Below are 18,747 nucleotides of genomic sequence, written 5' to 3' on the forward strand. Positions count from 1 at the left end.
CGCATATATATGAGTGCCAACCATAGCCTGCAAAAATTGCTCGATGAGCTGGGTCGCCTGCCGGGCATTGGCCCCAAGTCGGCTCAGCGCATCGCCTATTACCTGTTGGAGGCTGACGCCGAGGAAGCGCGCCGCCTGGCCGAGGCCATTCTGGAGGTTAAGCAGGAGGTTCACTTTTGCAGCCGCTGCTTTAACTACGCCACGGCCGACGAGTGCTCCATCTGCCAGGATTCGATGCGCGATACCACTCGCATTTGCGTGGTGGGCGAGCCGCGCGATGTCCAGGCGATTGAGCGCACGGGCAGCTACCACGGTCTCTACCACGTATTGGGCGGCGTGATCAGTCCCATGGACAAGATTGGTCCCGAGCAGTTGCACATTCGTGAGCTGCTGGCACGCTTGGGCCACGAGGACATCCACGAGGTCATCATCGCCACCAACCCCAATATCGAGGGCGAGACCACGGCGAGCTACCTGGCCCGCACTATCAAGCCGCTGGGCGTTGAGGTATCGCGTCTGGCGAGCGGCCTTCCCGTGGGCGGCGACCTGGAGTATGCCGACGAGCTTACGCTTGGGCGCGCCATCGAGGCCCGTCGCACGATTTAGGTGGCGAGCCTGCTCCTGCCGTATGTCTTCATCGCGACGCACGGGGTAGCCATAATTTCCCCGTGCGACTGTAAGTTTGTTGTGCAACAAAGATGCTTTGTATCCGCTTATCGCATGGATGCTTCCACTCGCATCCTTAATTTGCCCATTCGTTGCGCAACCTTTTGGGTTCGCTGATACACTCAAATATGGATTCGAATGAATGCGCCGCTCCCGAGCGGCGTGTTTTTGTTGGAGGAGAACGCATGCGGCCCGGTGGCACTCAGACAAAGCGCGGCGCCGCGGTGCGCATGCGACGCCGACTGGGCTTGGCGCCGCGGGCGTACGCACTGCTGTCTTGCTCGCTGGTGCTGGTCATAGCTGGCGTTTCTGCCTATGGCATGACCGTGCCGTCCATGATGCAGGCACATGCCGCACGCGAACCGCGCGTGGGGCATGAGGTCAAAAGTGACCTGGGGACCACGACTGGATATGCTTGGGCAAGTGTGGTCGCGCATATTGTGTTTGGCACCGGCGACGCGGACGGCGCCGAGGCCCCGGACAACGAAGTCACGCTTGCCAATGGCAAAACCATCGTGCTCACCAACACCAAGATCATCGATCGGTTGTCCAACAATAGCGTGGCGGCAACGGTGAATAAGGTCGAGCAGCAGAAGGAGCAGGACGCCCAGCAGTCCGGAAAGCCCGGTAGCTCGGATACTTCTGGCTCCGGCTCGGATTCGTCGAGTTCGGGCGGCGGCTCTGGGTCGGGTTCCTCTGCCGGAGGGTCTGGAAACGGCGGCTCGACGGGCGGCAACACTGACAACGATGCAAACTCCGGTGGCCTTTCCGCTGCTGAGGAAGAGAGCATTCACAGTTGGCTTGTAACCAAGTACAACATGCTCGACGGCTATGTTTCTCGCGCCAATGACGTGGTTTCGACCTATAACTCTACGGGAGATCCCAGGCCGTGCGACAGCCTGGTCGGGGAGATGTTTGTCATTCGAGCCGAGTTTGGTCGTCAGACATTCTCGCCCCGGTCAAAGTGGTATCAGCAGTATGCCAATCTGTGGGGCTGTTACACCAACCTATGTCAATGGGTCGGCCATTACGGCGATGATGACGTCGCGCTCGGTAACTTCAACAATAACGTGGCGGCGCTTGCCCTATGATGACCGATCTTGCATCCACCACACCACAATCGCTCGGTCGCGATCCCATGGTCGGCTTGCGCCTGGCGCGTGTCGACGGGTTTGAGCCGGCCATTGCGCTCGGTCAGGACGAACTGCCTGCCTATCTGCGTCGTTTTACGATGCTGTTTGCCGACGATGCCACCATGCGCCGTGGCGGTATCGGCCGCGTGACGCGTGCCGTCAACGCCCAAGGCGAGGCCGTAGCACTCAAACAGCTCATCTTGCCGACGCGCGATGAGTTTGACGACGATGCCGCCCATGAGGCGCTGGTCGCCAAGTTCAAAGCGGCATTTCGCGAGGAATATGAATGCCATCGCGCCCTTTCGGGCCTTAAGGGCTTTCCCCGTCTCTATGGCTGGGGCGAGGTCGACGGTGTGCCTGCAATTGTCATGGAATGGGTCGAGGGCGAGACGCTTGCCCGCTTGCGTTCGCGACTTGCCGTGGATGATGCCGGACGCCTGTCGCCGCTTGTGGCGGCGCGTCTGGGTCGCGACCTGTTCGATCTGCTCTGCCGTATGAGCCTGGTGGGCGAGGGCTTTGTCCATCGCGATATCTCGCCCGCTAATATTATGGTGCGTACGGCGCGTCTACCGCTTGACCGGCAGCTTGCCGAGGGCACCTTTGACCTGTGCCTGATCGACTTTGGCTCGTCGCTGGCGCTTGAGCCTGCGTCGGCCGTGGCCGGTACCGGCGGCAAGGCGTCGTTTACGGAGCGCTATGCCACGCTGCGTCGCGCGACGGTTGCCTACGCCCCGCCCGAGATGCTCACCGACGATATTCCCGACCTGCGCGCTTTGCGTATGTCGCCGGCGATCGACGTCTATGCCGCGGCAAGCACGGTTTACGAGCTCATTGCCGGCGTCGCGCCATACGAAGCCGCGCCGAGCGCTTCGGGCACCTCGGGTTCGCGCAAAAAGACGCGCGACATCGCCAGCCCCTACCGTCTCAAGATGGACACGCGGCCCGACTATCCCATTGGTGCCCATGCGCCCGGTTGCGATTTGACTCAGCTGCTTCGTCGTGAGCCCGATGTGGCGCTCGCCGCGGCCGAGCAGGCCCAGCAGCTGGGGCTTGAGCCGGATTCCGAGGAGCTACGCGATGCGCTGGCGTTTGTCGATGCCCAGCTGTTCGACGTGGTGATGGCCTGTCTGTCCAGCCATCAAAAAGATCGTCCCGAGCCGGCGGCGGTCGAGGCGGCGCTCTCGGCGTTTTGTGACCACTATGCGCAAAATGTCGGTCGTTCGCTCCGCGGCGAGCCGCTCACGCCGTGCCCCATGGATGCGTCTGGCCGCGCGGTTCGTCGCGCGCTGATGGTCGGCGCGGCGGTCGTCTGTGGCGTGGTTTGGGCTGTGGTCGTGGTTTCGGCCGCGCTGCTGGCGTCGGGCGCTCGCGTGACGGCGACTTTGGGATCGCTCGTGTGGTCTGGGTCGATACCGGGTATTATTGCCGCACAGGCGTTGGCGCTGCCAGGCATAGCCGGCGTTGTCGCGGGGGCACTTGCGCGCAATCGGCGCTCGGGCTTCCTGCAGGGTGTGCTTGCGCTTTCTGCCTGCGAGGTTCCGGTGCTGGTTGTGGCTGCATGTAGCGTATTTTCCCAACGCGCCGTGATGGGCGGCCTTGTTGCCGCTCTGGTTGCAACCTATACGCTTACGTGGTTTTTGCTTGCGATGGGCTTTGCCTTTGAACTTCCCGTTTCGGCACCGCGACGCACAAAAGTCCAGATGGCGACTCCGCTTGCCGGTGGAGCCGCAGCTGCCCGTACTTTTGGCGGACCTGTCGAAGTATCGTCCGATTCTATTTCTACGACCAAGGAGGCCTAGGTCATGGCACCTCAAGTTGAGCTCACCCCATGCGGGGCCATGTTTGACATCTTTAAGCGCGCGGCGCATTTGAGCCATATCGAGCTGTGCGGCTTGGTGCTTTCGTCCCGTCCGCTCGCCGACGGCCGCAGCCCGCAGAGCCGAGCCGCCGATCGCTCTTGGGTTTCCCGCTTTATCGTTCGCGCGCCGGTCGGCACGCTTCAGCAGCGCTACTTTGCCGAATACGGTACCTCGGCTGCGCGTATTATGTCGCAACTGGCCCTGCGCCAGCGCAATCCCATGGACTCCACGGCTGTGATCAATATGGTGTGCGGCCCTGCAGGTGAACCGATGGTACGCGCGCTCGACGAGTGCCACCAGGACACGAATCTCTATCGCAACGCGCTCGATCGCCTGTCCCAGGCGGCGGAACTCATGCCCGCCGAGCGCGCCGAGGCCGTGCTGGTGCTGTTTGTCGCCGTCGGTTGTTCGGCGGATGTGCGGTCCTCGGTGAACTATGCCATCGACTACGCGCACGCGACCTGTGGCGGAGGCACCTCCACGCCGCGTTCGCTTGGCATGTCGATGACCGCGGGCGAGCGCGAACCCGCCCCGGCGCATCCCTTGGGCTTGCTGCGCGTGCAAAACAGTTTTGTCGTGAGCGCCCCGCGTTGGATTCAGCCGAGCGAGCAGGGTGTTGAGATTGGCGCGCTGGCCACTGGTGAGGGCGATATTACCGACGTCGGCGACGATGTCTCGGCCCGCCATGCCCATATCTGGTGCGATGCTCAAAATATCTGGCACGTCGAGGACTTGTCGTCTACCAACGGAACCGTGGTGGTAAACGGGGCCACGCGCGTCTGCATTCAGGTCGAGCCCGGCCGTTCCGCCCAACTCAATCCCGGCGACGAGCTCAAGCTCGGCGAATCCACTACCTACGCCATCCTCTTCGGTGCCCTCTAGCCAGTCCCGCCAAATGGTCCCTCCGTCCCCAAGGGATCATTTTGCTCCCGGCAGTCACCCGAGGTAAACCTTTACCGCCCGCCTATATTTGCCGAAATTACACTTGACGGCGGGGTACAATAAACCCGCATGCGGATTTCCGTTGCGGGCGCTTCCCATCGCCGGGGCGTGCCCGGGAGCATCCGGCATGCGGCCTTTGCGGCGCTCGGTCATGTGCAAGACGGGCGGTCGGGCCTGTAGGGCGCATCAGCTGCCCCTCGCCTCGGCATGTCTTCTCTCCACGCCATGTACCTGCTGCTGAGCCTGCCTGCCAGATGATTGGAAGCAACAGCGTAAATCCCATCACGCCAACATCCCGGCGATCGCCGGGGCCTGTATACCTATATGAGAGGAGAGGGGTATATGGCGCGTAAGTTTAAGTCTATGGACGGCAACGAGGCGGCCGCATATGTTTCGTATGCGTACACCGAGGTAGCGGGAATCTATCCCATTACGCCGTCCAGCCCGATGGCCGACCATGTCGACCAGTGGGCGGCCCAGGGTCGCAAGAATATCTTCGGCACCCCGGTCAAGGTCGTCGAGATGGAGTCCGAGGCAGGTGCAGCCGGTACCGTTCACGGTTCGCTGGGCGCCGGTGCTCTGACCACCACCTACACGGCTTCTCAGGGTCTGCTCCTGATGATCCCGAACATGTACAAGATCGCGGGCGAGCAGCTCCCGGGCGTCTTCCACGTCTCCGCGCGTTGCGTCGCTTCCCACGCCCTGAACATTTTTGGCGATCACTCCGATGTCATGGCCTGTCGTCAGACCGGCTTCGCCATGCTCGCCGAGGGCAACGTCCAGGAGGTCATGGACCTCTCGCCGGTGGCTCACCTTGCCGCCATCGAGGGCAAGACCCCGTTCCTTAACTTCTTCGACGGCTTCCGCACCAGCCACGAGATCCAGAAGGTCGCCATGTGGGACTACAAGGATCTTGCCGAGATGTGCGACATGGACGCTGTCCAGGCTTTCCGCGACCATGCGCTCAACCCTGAGCACCCGCACACCCGCGGCAGCCATGAGAACGGCGATATCTTCTTCCAGAACCGTGAGGCCTGCAACAAGGTCTACGACGAGCTTCCCGCCGTCGTCGAGGGCTACATGAAGAAGATCAACGAGAAGCTCGGCACCGATTACGGCCTGTTCAACTACTACGGCGCTCCCGATGCTGATCGCGTCGTCGTGTGCATGGGCTCCTTCTGTGACGTGCTCGAGGAAGTCATCGACTACCTCAACGCTCACGGCGAGAAGGTCGGCCTGGTCAAGGTTCGTCTGTTCCGTCCGTTCTCTATCAAGCACTTCGTCGACGTTCTCCCCGAGACCGTCCAGAAGATCGCCGTCATGGACCGTACCAAGGAGCCGGGTTCCATCGGCGAGCCGCTCTACCAGGACGTCGTCTCCGCTCTCTACGAGGCCGGCAAGACGGGCATCAAGGTCGTCGGCGGCCGTTATGGCCTGGGCAGCAAGGACACGCCTCCCGCGTCCGCGTTCGCTGTCTTCGAGGAGCTTAAGAAGGACGAGCCCAAGCGCGAGTTCACCATTGGCATTGTCGATGACGTGACCAACCTGAGCCTGCCCGAGGCCGAGGATGCGCCCAATACCGCAGCCCCCGGCACCATCGAGTGCAAGTTCTGGGGTCTGGGTGGCGACGGTACCGTCGGCGCCAACAAGAACTCGATCAAGATCATCGGCGACCACACCGACAAGTACGTCCAGGCCTACTTCCAGTACGACTCCAAGAAGACCGGCGGCGTCACCGTCTCGCACCTGCGCTTTGGTGATTCCCCGATCCGTTCGCCGTACTACGTGACCAAGGCCGACTTTGTCGCTTGCCACAACCCCAGCTACATCGTTAAGGGCTTCAAGATGGTCTGCGACGTCAAGCCGGGCGGCACCTTCCTGGTCAACTGCCAGTGGAGCGACGAGGAGTTCGCCGAGCACATGCCCGCCGTGGCCAAGCGCTACATCGCGAACAACAGCGTCAACGTCTACCTGATCGACGCTATCGACCTGGCCGCTAAGGTCGGCATGGGCAAGCGCACCAACACGGTGCTCCAGTCCGCCTTCTTCGCGCTGGCCAAGGTCCTGCCCGCCGAGGACGCCCTGCAGTACATGAAGGACGCGGCTACCAAGTCCTACATGAAGAAGGGCCAGGCTATCGTCGACGCCAACCACAAGGCCATCGATGCCGGCGCTACCGCTTTCCGTAAGTTCGAGGTTCCGGCCGACTGGGCTACCGCCGAGGACGCCGCTCCCGTCGAGCTCTCCGAGGAGACCAAGTCCGCCATCGCCCAGCAGGTCAAGAACCTGCTCGAGCCCATCGATCGCATGGACGGCGACAGCCTGCCTGTTTCCGCCTTCGTCGGTTGCGCCGACGGCCAGTTTGAGCTGGGCGCCTCCGCATACGAGAAGCGCGGCGTCGCCGTGGTCGTTCCCCACTGGGACGAGACCAAGTGCATCCAGTGCAACCAGTGCGCCTACGTGTGCCCGCATGCCACCATCCGTCCGTTCGCGATGACCGAGGACGAGGCTGCCGCCGCGCCCGAGGCTACCCGTACGCTCGACGCCATGGGCCCCAAGGCCAAGGGCATGAAGTTCACCATGGCCGTGTCCCCGCTCGACTGCATGGGCTGCACCAACTGCGTCAAGGTCTGCCCCAAGGGTGCCCTCGAGATGGTTCCCACCGAGCAGGAGATGGACCAGCAGCCTGTTTGGGACTACATGGTTGAGAACGTCTCCGAGAAGAAGGAGCTCATCGCGGCCAACGTCAAGGGCAGCCAGTTTAAGCAGCCCTACCTGGAGTTCTCTGGCTCCTGCGCCGGCTGCGCCGAGACCGCCTATGCACGTCTGGTGACCCAGGTTGCCGGCGACCGCATGTTCATCTCCAACGCCACCGGCTGCTCCTCCATTTGGGGCAACCCCGCTGCCACCGCTCCTTACTGCAAGGACAAGGACGGTCACGGCCCGGCGTGGAACAACTCCCTGTTCGAGGACAATGCCGAGCATGGTCTGGGCATGGCCGTTGGCTATGAGGCCGTTCAGCACAAGCTGATCGCCGCTACCCAGGACATCATCGCTGCCGATGGTCCGTCCGACGAGCTCAAGGCCGCCGGCCAGGCTTGGATCGACTCCGTCAATGACGCCGAGGCCTCCAAGACCGCTGCCGCTGCCTACGTTGCCGAGCTCGAGAAGTGCGGCTGCGACGCTTCCAAGGCGATCCTCGCCGACAAGGCTTACCTCACCAAGAAGTCCTTCTGGATCTTCGGCGGCGACGGCTGGGCCTACGACATCGGTTTCGGTGGCCTGGACCACGTCCTGGCTTCCGGCCACAACGTCAACGTCTTCGTCTTCGACACCGAGGTCTACTCCAACACCGGTGGTCAGGCCTCCAAGGCCTCGAACCTGGGCCAGGTCGCTCAGTTCGCCGCTGCCGGTAAGGTGACCAAGAAGAAGTCTCTGGCCGAGATTGCCATGAGCTACGGCTACGTCTACGTGGCACAGGTTGCCATGGGCGCCAACCCGGCTCAGACCCTCAAGGCCATCCACGAGGCCGAGGCCTACGACGGCCCGTCCCTCATCATCGGCTACAGCCCCTGCGAGATGCACTCCATCAAGAAGGGCGGCATGCAGAACTGCCAGGCCGAGATGAAGAAGGCTGTCGAGTGCGGTTACTGGAACCTCTTCCGCTTCAACCCCGAGGCTGCTGCCGGCAAGAAGTTCTCGCTCGATTCCAAGGAGCCCGCGGGCGGTTATCAGGAGTTCCTGATGAACGAGGCCCGTTACGCTTCGCTGACGCGTTCCTTCCCTGAGCGCGCCGAGGAGCTCTTCAAGGAGAATGAGCAGGCCGCTATGGACCGCTACGCTCACCTGCTAAAGCTCAAGACGGTGTACAACGAGGCCTAGGTCTCCCACCGCAGGATCTGAGGGCTAACCTTCGCGGACGTCCTCGGACATGAAGGAACCCCCGCTGCGCACAACGTGCGGCGGGGGTTCTTTCGTCCTGCGGAGTGTCCGCGAAGGTCAGCCCTCAGATCCTGCTACGACTACGTCCTCGGATTGTGGGGCTGGATGAAGGACGTGGCTGATGGGGTGCCTTGTCCCGGTCGCTGTTTCGCGGCTTTGCCGCGAAACCACGCGCTGCTTTGGGTATAGAGGGGGACCTGGTCGCGGACCCAGATGGCCTAGAGGGATATGGGTGCAAACGAGAAATCGTTGTTGGGGTCGTCCTTTTCCATAAACTCATCGAGGCAGAATGTCATATAGATTGGAACGTACAGGACCTTGCCCTCTTTGCTGAGGTTCTCGTGGCTTAGCACAACGGCCTCGGGGATTTTGTACTCGCTCACGCTCATCAGACGGTCGAGGGCCGCATGGGCTCGAACCTTCTTGCCCGATTTGACCTCGATTGGGACAACGTGCCCGCGGGTGCCTTCGATCACAAAGTCAACTTCGCCGACCTCGCGTGTCTGGTAGTACCATGCATCAGTTCCAAGGGCGACAAGCTCCTGCGCGACCACGTTCTCATAGAGACCGCCGAGGTTGGGGGTTTTCATATCAAGGTAGACAGCGCGTGCCGTGCTGCCGGGATACCGTGATGCGAGCATGCCTGTATCAGACTCGTATAGTTTAAAGGCGGTCGCCTTCTCTGTCCTCTTAAGAGGACTCCGGGCCTCCGTCACCTGGGCGACCATCAAACCGACGCCCGCGTTCACCAGCCATAGGAAATCCTGCTCGTATTTTTGAAGGCGAGCCCCCTCGCCCAGGGATGAAACAACAAAGCGATGGGACTCCGCCTCAAGCTGAACGGGAATTTGTTCGAAAATCGCGCGAACGTTAAACGCTCGAGTCGATGCATATTTAGAGATATCGCTTTTGTACTGATCGACTAGCTGAATTTGAAGCTCACGCGTTCTCACGAGCGAATAGCCCGAATCGATATAGTTCTGAACGACCTCCGGCATGCCGCCGCAAACGATATAGGCTCTAAAGTTTTTGAGCATCGCCTCATGAATATAGTTTTCGACGGGACGTCTCTCGACAAGGCGGCTGCGAATATCTGCAAGCACATTTTCGCTGACGCTGTTTGCCCAACAAAACTCTTCAAAATCCATCGGCCGCATAACAATGTGCTCGACATACCCTACCGGAAAAGAAGAGATCCCCTTAAACTCAGTCCCAAGCATAGACCCCGAGAAGACATAGCTAAAGCGTCCGTCCTCGACCAGCGCCTTCATAAGTGTAACGATCTGCGGATACTCCTGAATCTCATCGACGAAGATAAGCGTGTCTCCTTCAACAAGCGGTGCATCCGCAAGAAGGGCCACACGGTTGATGAAGTCAATGGAGTTCTTAGCGCCAACAAGTACGTCTCTTGCCTCGGCATCAAGTAGCAGATTGACCTCATAATACGAAGCGTAGTTGCTCTTTCCAAACGCGCGAATCGCATAGCTCTTGCCAATCTGACGCGCACCGGTAACAAGCAGGGCCTTATGGGAGTTATTCTTCCAGCTCAAAAGCCTATCAGTGACCTTGCGGCGTAGCATTAAAACACCTCATTGACAAAAATTGGCAAATAGATTTGCCCCTAATCATACAAAAATTGACAAATAGATTTGACCCAAATCATACAAAAATTGGCAAATAGCAAAGCTCACTTAGGCCTCAAAGCCAGCGAGCCAGCACGGTACTTTGCGAAAAGGCTGGCGGCGCCGTTGTTGAGGGTGGCCAGGTTGGCAGTGGCGCCGTTAGCGTTCTCGGCTGCTTGGGCGCGCAGGAGCGAAAGGGCGTCGGCAGCGTTCATGCAGAAGCCGACGGTAAAGTTCCATACTGCGAACTCACAGCCGCTTGCCGCGGGGTGAAGCGCGATTGGCTATCCCTTTTGTTGGATGAAAAGCCCCGTGTTTTTGCAGGGGTGCATACTCGTCTAATAAATGTATAGAATCTCGTATAGTGCGAGTAAGATATTGCGCTGTCCGTTATGTGTTTAGCAAAGATATAGTTTGCATAATCCAGCCTAATCTCTGCTCTAATTAAATAAAGTCGCACGTAGATGACGTAAACATGTGTGAGCTGGGCTTCTTTACGCTGAGCGGGTAAAAACGACCGTTCACCGTTAAACTATTTTCAAAATGAATAAAATGAGCGATAAAGAGAATATAAACCTTAATAAACTCGCGTATTGCACGGACGCGGGTTATTAATGGGTTGTAGGCCTTTTACAGAAAGGATTCCAGCAATGTCTAAGCCTCTTGGCAAGCCCGATCGTATTGTCGTCGCCCTCGGCGGCAACGCCCTCGGCAACAACCCCGTCGAGCAGATCCAGGCCGTGAGCAACACCGCCCACGCTCTCCTTGGTCTTATCGAGCAGGGTAACGAGATCATCATCACCCACGGCAACGGCCCGCAGGTCGGCATGATCCAGAACGCCTTCGCCGCTGCCCACGACGCCATCGGCACCCCCGAGATGCCGCTGCCCGAGTGCGGCGCCATGTCCCAGGGCTACATTGGCTATCACCTGCAACAGGGCATCGGCCGCGAGATGCACAAGCGCTATAAGCGTTGGCACGCCGCCACCGTCGTCACCCAGATCGAGTGCGACCCGGACGATCCCGCGTTCAAGAACCCGACCAAGCCGATCGGCCCCTTCTACACCGAGGAGCAGGCCAAGGAGTTCATGGCCGAGGATCCTTCCAAGGTCTTCGTCGAGGATTCCGGCCGCGGCTGGCGTCGCGTCGTCGCTTCCCCCGATCCCAAGAAGATCGTCGAGGCCGACTCCATCCTCAACCTGCTCGACAACGAGTTCATCGTCATCGCCTGCGGTGGCGGCGGCATCCCCGTCGTCCGCGACTACGAGAACAAGGGCTGCTACAAGGGCGTTCCCGCCGTCATCGACAAGGACCTGGGCGGCGAGCTGCTGGCCGAGGACTGCGACGCCGACGTCCTGTTCCTGCTGACCGCCGTCGAGCACGTCGCCATCAACTTTGGCAAGCCCAACCAGGAGGAGCTCGAGGACATCACCGCCGACGAGGCCGAGCGCCTGGCCGACGAGGGCCAGTTCGGCAAGGGTTCCATGGAGCCCAAGGTCCGCGCCGCCATCAAGTTCGCCCGCTCCCGCAAGGGCCGCACCTGCATCATCGGCGCCCTGGACAAGGCCGCCGAGACCATGGCCGGCCTCTCCGGTACCCGCATCCACGAGTAGTCCCTACTCCGTTGCCTCTCCCGTGGGCGCCAGGCAAGACGCCCACAAACTAGCCTCTCTTCATGAGCCCCGCAGTCCGCTCCGGCTGCGGGGCTTTTGCTATCGGTAGTCATTGGGGACAGACTTAAATGAGTAGCACCAATCAACTGCGGAAAGTGCATCCCACAATGAGCGTCCAAAATGGGGTACAGTTTCCCCGGGGCCCTCAACCGGAAAAATCATCCCTGAAGTTGCCCGAAAAATGGCCCCCAGTTTCCCAAACAGGCCGCTAACGGAAAGCGCATCCCGCTATCGAACTTCAAAGCGGGGTGCGCTTTCCGTGCCAGCAGTTCCGGGCATCCAGAGACCACTCAATTAAGTCTGTCCCCAATGACTAGTAGTAGGCCCACATGGCTTCGACTTCGTTAAGGACCTCTACGACACCCCAGCGGCGGGCGCTGCGGCTGGCCGAGTTGGGATCGAAGACTTCAATATGGTCGGCGTCGTCAATACCGTAAAGCACAATGTAGTGGCCGACGTTGGTAAAGGTGCCCGGCCGAACGGCGGCGATGACGGGCGCTCCCGAACGCAGTGCCTGAGTCATCGAGTCACGATCGTTATGGAGCTCCGTTCCGTTAAGTCCCAACTGCCACGCGCCGCTCGTCATAAACGACCATTCGGTTGCACCGGTGGGGGCGTAGTTGCCCGCCTCGGAAAGCGCGCACATATCGACGGGAGTCATATCGGTGCGTCCCGTCTTAAAGATATAGACCATGGTGAGGCACGTAGGCCCGCAAGCATTTTGGCGGATGGTACCGCCGGCGTAAGGCAGCTCCGACCATGCAGGGTCGATCTGATAGATATGGGGCATCGTGCCGGCTTGCCATTGCGAGCGCGGGGTCGAAAAGGCGAAAGAATAACCGGGCGCGACGGGGGCCTTGAGCAGCTTGTCCTCGGCGGTGGGCTCGAGACCGGCCGAGCCGTGGGACATACAGGAGCTCATAAGCACAAAGACCAGACAGATGAGGATAGAGCACAGTGCGAGGCAAAGCCGACGAGCCGGCAGGGCGGGGGCATTCACGAACGATGTCGAGCGGTAGGGCTTGCCGTCGCGTCCGCCTTGGGGATGCGAAAAGAAGCGGTTGATATGGCTTCCGGGCTGACGTGCGCCGTTGCGGCGCAGTTGCGGAACCTCGGCTTGGCGCTGTCGAGTGCGCGCGCCCAAGCGGCTATCTTGCTGTGCGCTTGTGCCCGTGCTCGGACGGCCACTCTGCCGTGTTCTGTTTGTCTGCTGCCGAGACGAAGGCTTGGGTTGCTCTTGAGGGCGTTGCGGATTGCTGCTCGTGGCACTTCTGGGCGTCGGCGTGGTGCGGCCAGCAAGGCGAACGCTTTGTCGCCGTTGATCACCGTCGTTGTATCCGTATGCCATTCGTACCGCCTTGTCTCATGTATAACCTGTCTATCCTACAAAAAAGATGTGCAACAAATGGGTCCGCGCGTCAAAAGCTCGGTAAACGGTACGAAAGGCGCAAAACACACGGCCTCAAAAACATCTCTATATGCGTCCGATGAGCGTACGCCCGTCGGACGGGCGACAACAATGAGCGGCAAACCGTGCCGTTCGTCCCAAAAACGGCGCCACTCATATGCGAGTTCGGCCTTCGGTCGAGCCGTGGGCGGCCATGCTGCGCCAAGGCCGTATTGTAAAGCCACGAAATAAAAGCGCGCGGCAAAACAGACCGCGCAAAGGGTGGCGTCAAAGAGGCGTCAATAAGGAAAGGAGGGGAACAATGGTGGACAAGAACGCAGAAGTTGCAGTCGAAGGTAACGGTGGCATGAAGAAAACGCTTTCGCTCTGGAACTTCTTCACCATCGGTTTCGGTGCCATCATCGGAACTGGCTGGGTTCTGCAGGTCGGCGACTGGATGGTCGTGGGCGGCGGTCCCGTTCCCGCTATGATCGCATTCCTCTTGGGTGCAATCTTTCTCGTGCCCGTCGGAGCTGTTTTCGGTGAGCTCACGGCTGCTATCCCCATCTCGGGCGGCATCGTCGAGTATGTCGATCGTAGCTTTGGCCGTACGCTGAGCTATATCACCGGTTGGCTCCTGGCCCTGGGCAACGGCATCCTGTGCCCGTGGGAGGCAATCGCTATCTCGACCCTCGTGTCCGAGATGTTCGGCAGCCTGCCCGGTCTTGAGTGGCTGCGTGCCGTCAAGCTCTATACCATCCTGGGCGCCGACGTTTACCTGTTCCCGACGCTGATCGCGCTCGGCTTTGCAGTCTACGTCATCTTCCTCAACTTCCGCGGTGCCAGCTCGGCCGCCAAGCTCCAGGCCTTCCTGACCAAGGCCCTGCTCTGCGGCATGCTGCTCGCCATGGGCGTCTCGCTGTTCACCGGTTCGCCGGAACACGCCATGCCCGTGTTCTCCCAGGTCACCGGCGCTGGTGGCGGCAAGCCCGCTACCGAGGGCACCAGCCTGTTCGCCGGCATCGTGTCGGTCCTGGTTCTGACCCCGTTCTTCTACGCCGGTTTCGACACCATTCCTCAGCAGGCTGAGGAAGCAGCCGAGGGCCTCAACTGGAACAAGTTCGGCAAGATCATCTCCCTAGCCCTGCTGGCCGCAGGCGGCTTCTACATGGTCTGCATCTACTCGTTCGGCACCATCCTCGACTGGCATGAGTTTGTTAAGAGCCCGGTTCCCGCGCTTGCCTGCCTCAAGGGCATCAACATGCTCCTGTACCTGGCCATGCTCGTCATCGCCACGCTTGGACCCATGGGCCCGATGAACTCCTTCTACGGCGCCACGAGCCGCATCATGCTCGCCATGGGCCGCAAGGGCCAGCTGCCCGAGAAGTTCGCCGAGGTCGATCCCAAGTCCGGCGCTCCCAAGCTCGCCTGCGTCGTCCTGGGCGTCATCACCGTCATCGGTCCGTTCCTGGGCAAGAACATGCTCATTCCTCTGACCAACGTGTCGGCCCTCGCCTTCATCTTCTCCTGCGGCATGGTCGCCCTCGCTTGCCTGCGCATGCGCTTCACCGAGCCCGACCTGCCTCGTCCCTACGAGGTGCCCGGCGGCAAGTTTGGCATCTGCCTCGCTGTCGCTGCCTGCGCCGTCATCATCGGGCTGCTCGTGATTCCGTTCTCTCCCGCCTCCCTCAACATGGTGGAGTGGAGCATCGTGATCGGCTGGCTGGCCATTGGCCTGGCCCTCATGGCCTTCACCAATTCCCGCAAAAAATAACGCCTAGCCGGGGCGGATCGGGTGCGCGGAACCCTCTCTCCCGCGCACCGAACCCGGCACCACTTGGGTAGCTTTGTGAGGCCTTAACCCAACATGGCCTCGCCCACTATATGGATCCATAAGGAGGAACCATGTCTACTAAGTACGCAATCGTTGGCGGCAAGCTCATCGACGGTACCGGTGCCGAGCCGGTCGAGAACTCCCTCGTTCTCGTCGACGACAACGGCAAGATCGAGTATGCCGGTGCTATGCAGGACCTTCCCGAGGGCGTTGAGGTTATCGACGCCGCCGGCAAGACCGTCCTTCCCGGCCTGATCGACACCCACCTGCACTTCTCGGGCAACCTGACCGACGATGACACCGATTGGGTTATGCAGCCGCTCCTCGAGAAGCAGGCCGTCGCCGTCAAGCAGGCCTACGACTGCCTCACCCACGGCCTCACCACCGTCTGCGAGATCGGCCGCTTTGGTATCCAGATCCGCGACTGCATCGACAAGGGCGTCTTTAAGGGTCCGCGCGTTCTGGCCACCGGACTCGGCTTCTGCCGTGTTGCCGGTCACGGTGACTCCCACCACTGCAGCCAGGAGCTCAACAAGGAATCGCATCCCTGGGGCGACCAGGTCGACGGTCCTTGGGATCTGCGCAAGGCCGTCCGTCGTCGCCTGCGCGAGAACCCCGATGCCATCAAGATCTGGGCTACCGGTGGCGGCATCTGGCGCTGGGACTCCGGCCGCGACCAGCACTACTGCTCCGAGGAGATCCAGGCCGTGATCGAAGAGGCCAAGTTGGTCGGCATTCCCGTGTGGAGCCACTGCTACAACAACCACGCCGCTGCCTACGATTCCGTTCGCTTTGGCTGCGAGCAGCTGATTCACGGCTTCGATATCGATGAGCGCACCATGGACCTCATGGCTGAGCAGGGCACCTTCTTCACCCCGACGATCGCCTTCCTGCCCACCTGGTACGCCACCTATCCGCCCGTCTACGTCCCCGAGCTGCACGACAAGTACGAGGGCACCCTGGTCGAGAAGGAGCTGCAGCGCAACTACGACTGCCTGCGCGAGGCCAAGAAGCGCGGCGTCGTCATGACGATCGGCTCCGACTCCTTCTCCTTCGTCACCCCGTACGGCACCTGCTCCATCGAGGAGATGTACGAGTTTGTCGACAAGATCGGCTTCACCCCGGTCGAGACCATCACCTGCGCCACCCTCAACGGTGCCAAGATGTGCCACATCGAGGACGAGACCGGTTCCATCGAGGCCGGCAAGTGCGCCGACCTGCTGGTCGTCAACGGTGACGTCGCCGCCGACATCCACGTGCTCAACACCGACAACATGGACGTCATCATGAAGGACGGCTGGATCGTCGAGGCTGGCACCTTTGGCGAGGCCAACAAATACAGCGCCTAAGATACCGTTTGTCGATGGCTGGATGTAAAACACAGTTTTTGATTGCATAATGCAATGGAGAGGGTCGCTTGCGGCCCTCTCCATTGCTATGGGTGCGGTAGATAAAAGGGGATGACGGTGGACTTAAACAGGCTGATTCTAGGCAAGAGCTACAACTCGACCAAGGTCTTTCGTACGGCCCAGCATGTGGTTCAGGCCATCCTGCTCGGTGTTGTCGTTCCGGCGCTTATCCTGCTGCTTATCTGGGATTTAACCGATAATCCCAATCCCGTTCCGGGCGTTGTCGTTATTGCCGGCCTGGTCATGCTGTGCTTCTTTTTCTCGTATGTCTTTGTGGTCCCCGACGACCTCACATCGAGCGCAACCGACCGTACGCTCGCCATCGCATCAAAAATATTCGCCTACACGTCGCGCGGCCTTACGCCCGAAGCTGCCCTGGGCGCCTCCAAAATCATTCTGTCCGAAACTATCGCCTCGGCCATCTGCTTCACCGACGGCAAGCAGGTGTTGGCAAGTTGGGGCGAGGATTCGACAAAGTGTCCCGCCGGCACCCCGGTCGTGCTCAAGACCACGCTCAGTGTGATTGAGACGGGCGAGCAGAGCGTGTTTTCGCGTGACACCTCCAATGAGACGGGTGGCTATTTTCCCCGCCTGCGCGCCGGTATTGTCGCACCGCTTACCGTGCGCGGGCATTGCGTGGGTACGCTCGAGCTGTACTATCCCCGCCTGAGCAGCATCGATATGCGCCAGACGGCGTTGGCCTCGGGCTTTGCCGATCTCATTTCCACGCAGCTCGCCAGCTTTGAGCTCGAGCGCCAGGACGAGCTTACGGCCCGCGTGGAGCTGCGCGCCCTGCAGTCGCAGGTCGACCCGCATTTTCTGTTCAATACCATCAGCACTATCGTGTCGCTCGTGCGAACCGAGCCCGACAAGGCGCGATCGCTGCTGATCGACTTTTCCAATTACTATCGTCAGACGCTTTCTGACTCCGATACGCTCACCACGCTCGAGCATGAGGTGGAACAGGGCACTCGTTATATCAATCTTATGCAGGCCCGGTATGGCGACGGCCGTCTGCGCGTTTCGGTCGACATCGACTTTGAGGTGCGCGACAGCATGGTGCCGCCGTTTATCTTACAGCCGCTGCTCGAAAACTGCATCAAGCATGCCCAGCGCGAGACCGAGCCGCTTTCTATTCGTGTTGGGGCTTTTGAGACCGATGACGGTCTGGAGATCATCGTCGAAGATGACGGCATCGGTATGAGCGAAGAAGTCTGCGCGCACCTGTTTGAGCAGCATCGCCGAGAGGAGCCCGAGAGCATTACCGCCGACGGCTCCATCAAGCGAGGCTGCGGCCTGGCGCTCTTCAACGTGCTTCAGCGCATCCATTTCTTTTACGGGGAAGATTCTGGCATGCGCGTGAAGTCCCAGGAGGGCGTGGGGACGCAGGTCATCGTCGAGCTGAACGGCGAGCCGCATGAGCCGGCGCCGTTGACGGCGTAGCACGCGGTTGGATTGAGAGAAAAAGAGGGGAAGCGCATATGTCCGAAGGCTGGAACATCTTGGTGGTTGATGACGAGCCTCCTATTAGGGCTGAGCTACGTTATCTGCTGGAAAAGGATGCACGTGTGGGACAGATTGCCGAGGCGGGCAATGTCACCGAGGCCGTGGAGTCGATTCTGTCGAACAAGCCCGACGTGCTGTTTTTGGATATCACGATGCCCGGCCGCTCGGGAATTGAGCTAGCCGAGACCCTGCAAAACCTAAAGACGCCGCCGGTGGTGGTGTTTGTGACGGCGTTTGCAGAGTTCGCGGCCGACGCGTATAACCTCGATGCTGTCGACTATGTCGTCAAGCCGGTCGAGGACGCGCGCCTGTCGAAGGCGCTCGACAAGATCGAAACCGCCCTGGGTGTTCGCCGCGCTGTCCATACCCCGCGTCAGCCCCTTCGCCTGACGGTGGACCGCGGGGGTAAAAAGGTGTTCATCCCCGTGGCGGATGTCTGCTACTTTGAGGCGCGTGCCGATTTTTGCAACGCCGTCTGCGCCGAGGGAACATACCTGATCAATGAGTCGATTTCCTCGCTCGAGCGGCGCCTGGCCTCCGAGGGCTTTATCCGTGTCCACCGCAGTTATCTGGTCAATTTGGAAGACGTGCACAATGTCGAGATCGGCTCCACGGGCCTGATGGAGCTCAGGCTCGATCGCGTGACCTCGACGGTGCCCGTGTCCCGCCGTCGCGCCGCCGAGGTTAAGACGCACCTGGGGCTTGCGTAAGCGGTCCGCACGCCACCGTTTACCGCCGCAGGTTTGGCACGGGCGCGCGGTGGGCATAATGGGT

13 protein-coding genes are annotated in these 18,747 nt (G+C 60.5%); 10 read left to right on the plus strand and 3 right to left on the minus strand.

Going from position 1 to position 18,747, the window contains the following annotated elements; translation table 11 throughout:
- The first annotated feature begins 9 nt into the window (after nucleotides 1–9).
- The 5 genes from recR (at nucleotide 10) to nifJ (ending at nucleotide 8,482) form a co-directional block, all read left to right on the plus strand.
- The gene (gene recR, locus DXD39_RS09390; protein WP_089573257.1) at nucleotides 10–606 is read left to right on the plus strand and encodes a recombination mediator RecR; all 597 of its coding nucleotides are present in this window, start codon (nucleotides 10–12) and stop codon (nucleotides 604–606) included.
- Nucleotides 607–851: 245 nt separating this feature from the next.
- Entirely contained in the window at nucleotides 852–1,757 is a 906-nt protein-coding gene (locus tag DXD39_RS09395; protein ID WP_117564927.1) for a hypothetical protein, read from the plus strand.
- A complete protein-coding gene (locus DXD39_RS09400; protein WP_158565524.1) occupies nucleotides 1,757–3,598 on the plus strand; it encodes a hypothetical protein in 1,842 nt (613 codons plus the stop codon). Before DXD39_RS09395 ends, DXD39_RS09400 begins: the two co-directional genes overlap by 1 nt.
- A gap of 3 nt (nucleotides 3,599–3,601) precedes the next feature.
- Nucleotides 3,602–4,540, plus strand: a complete 939-nt coding sequence (locus DXD39_RS09405; protein WP_117803907.1) for an FHA domain-containing protein — start codon at nucleotides 3,602–3,604, stop codon at nucleotides 4,538–4,540.
- A 402-nt stretch (nucleotides 4,541–4,942) separates the two neighbouring features.
- The gene (gene nifJ / locus DXD39_RS09410; RefSeq protein ID WP_117803908.1) at nucleotides 4,943–8,482 is read left to right on the plus strand and encodes a pyruvate:ferredoxin (flavodoxin) oxidoreductase; all 3,540 of its coding nucleotides are present in this window, start codon (nucleotides 4,943–4,945) and stop codon (nucleotides 8,480–8,482) included.
- A gap of 278 nt (nucleotides 8,483–8,760) precedes the next feature.
- On the opposite strand, the gene DXD39_RS09415 is transcribed toward nifJ, so the two are convergent.
- Nucleotides 8,761–10,122 carry an ATP-binding protein gene (locus tag DXD39_RS09415; RefSeq protein ID WP_117629715.1) on the minus strand — a complete coding sequence of 454 codons (1,362 nt, stop codon included), beginning with the start codon at nucleotides 10,120–10,122 and terminating at the stop codon, nucleotides 8,761–8,763.
- A gap of 107 nt (nucleotides 10,123–10,229) precedes the next feature.
- A complete protein-coding gene (locus DXD39_RS10205; protein ID WP_158551673.1) occupies nucleotides 10,230–10,379 on the minus strand; it encodes a hypothetical protein in 150 nt (49 codons plus the stop codon).
- A gap of 435 nt (nucleotides 10,380–10,814) precedes the next feature.
- On the opposite strand from DXD39_RS10205, the gene arcC reads away from it, so the two are divergent.
- The gene (gene arcC, locus DXD39_RS09420; RefSeq protein ID WP_117716147.1) at nucleotides 10,815–11,777 is read left to right on the plus strand and encodes a carbamate kinase; all 963 of its coding nucleotides are present in this window, start codon (nucleotides 10,815–10,817) and stop codon (nucleotides 11,775–11,777) included.
- Between the two features lie 373 nt (nucleotides 11,778–12,150).
- Here the strand turns inward: arcC and DXD39_RS10350 are convergent, their stop codons facing one another.
- Nucleotides 12,151–12,981 (minus strand): C39 family peptidase, encoded by an 831-nt coding sequence (locus DXD39_RS10350; RefSeq protein WP_233541165.1) that lies wholly within the window; start codon nucleotides 12,979–12,981, stop codon nucleotides 12,151–12,153.
- Between the two features lie 565 nt (nucleotides 12,982–13,546).
- Between DXD39_RS10350 and DXD39_RS09430 the strand changes: the two genes are divergently transcribed.
- The 4 genes from DXD39_RS09430 to DXD39_RS09445 all read left to right on the plus strand — a co-directional run bounded on the left by DXD39_RS09430 (nucleotide 13,547) and on the right by DXD39_RS09445 (nucleotide 18,683).
- Nucleotides 13,547–14,998, plus strand: a complete 1,452-nt coding sequence (locus DXD39_RS09430; protein WP_117803909.1) for an APC family permease — start codon at nucleotides 13,547–13,549, stop codon at nucleotides 14,996–14,998.
- Nucleotides 14,999–15,129: 131 nt separating this feature from the next.
- Complete coding sequence (locus DXD39_RS09435; protein ID WP_117648122.1) at nucleotides 15,130–16,407, plus strand: amidohydrolase family protein; 1,278 nt, start codon at nucleotides 15,130–15,132, stop codon at nucleotides 16,405–16,407.
- A gap of 117 nt (nucleotides 16,408–16,524) precedes the next feature.
- Complete coding sequence (locus tag DXD39_RS09440; protein ID WP_233541166.1) at nucleotides 16,525–17,910, plus strand: histidine kinase; 1,386 nt, start codon at nucleotides 16,525–16,527, stop codon at nucleotides 17,908–17,910.
- A gap of 38 nt (nucleotides 17,911–17,948) precedes the next feature.
- A complete protein-coding gene (locus DXD39_RS09445) occupies nucleotides 17,949–18,683 on the plus strand; it encodes a LytTR family DNA-binding domain-containing protein (RefSeq protein ID WP_117803911.1) in 735 nt (244 codons plus the stop codon).
- Nucleotides 18,684–18,747 lie beyond the last annotated feature (64 nt).

The sequence above is a fragment of the Collinsella sp. TM04-29 genome, assembly GCF_003466565.1.
Taxonomy (GTDB): Bacteria; Actinomycetota; Coriobacteriia; order Coriobacteriales; family Coriobacteriaceae; genus Collinsella.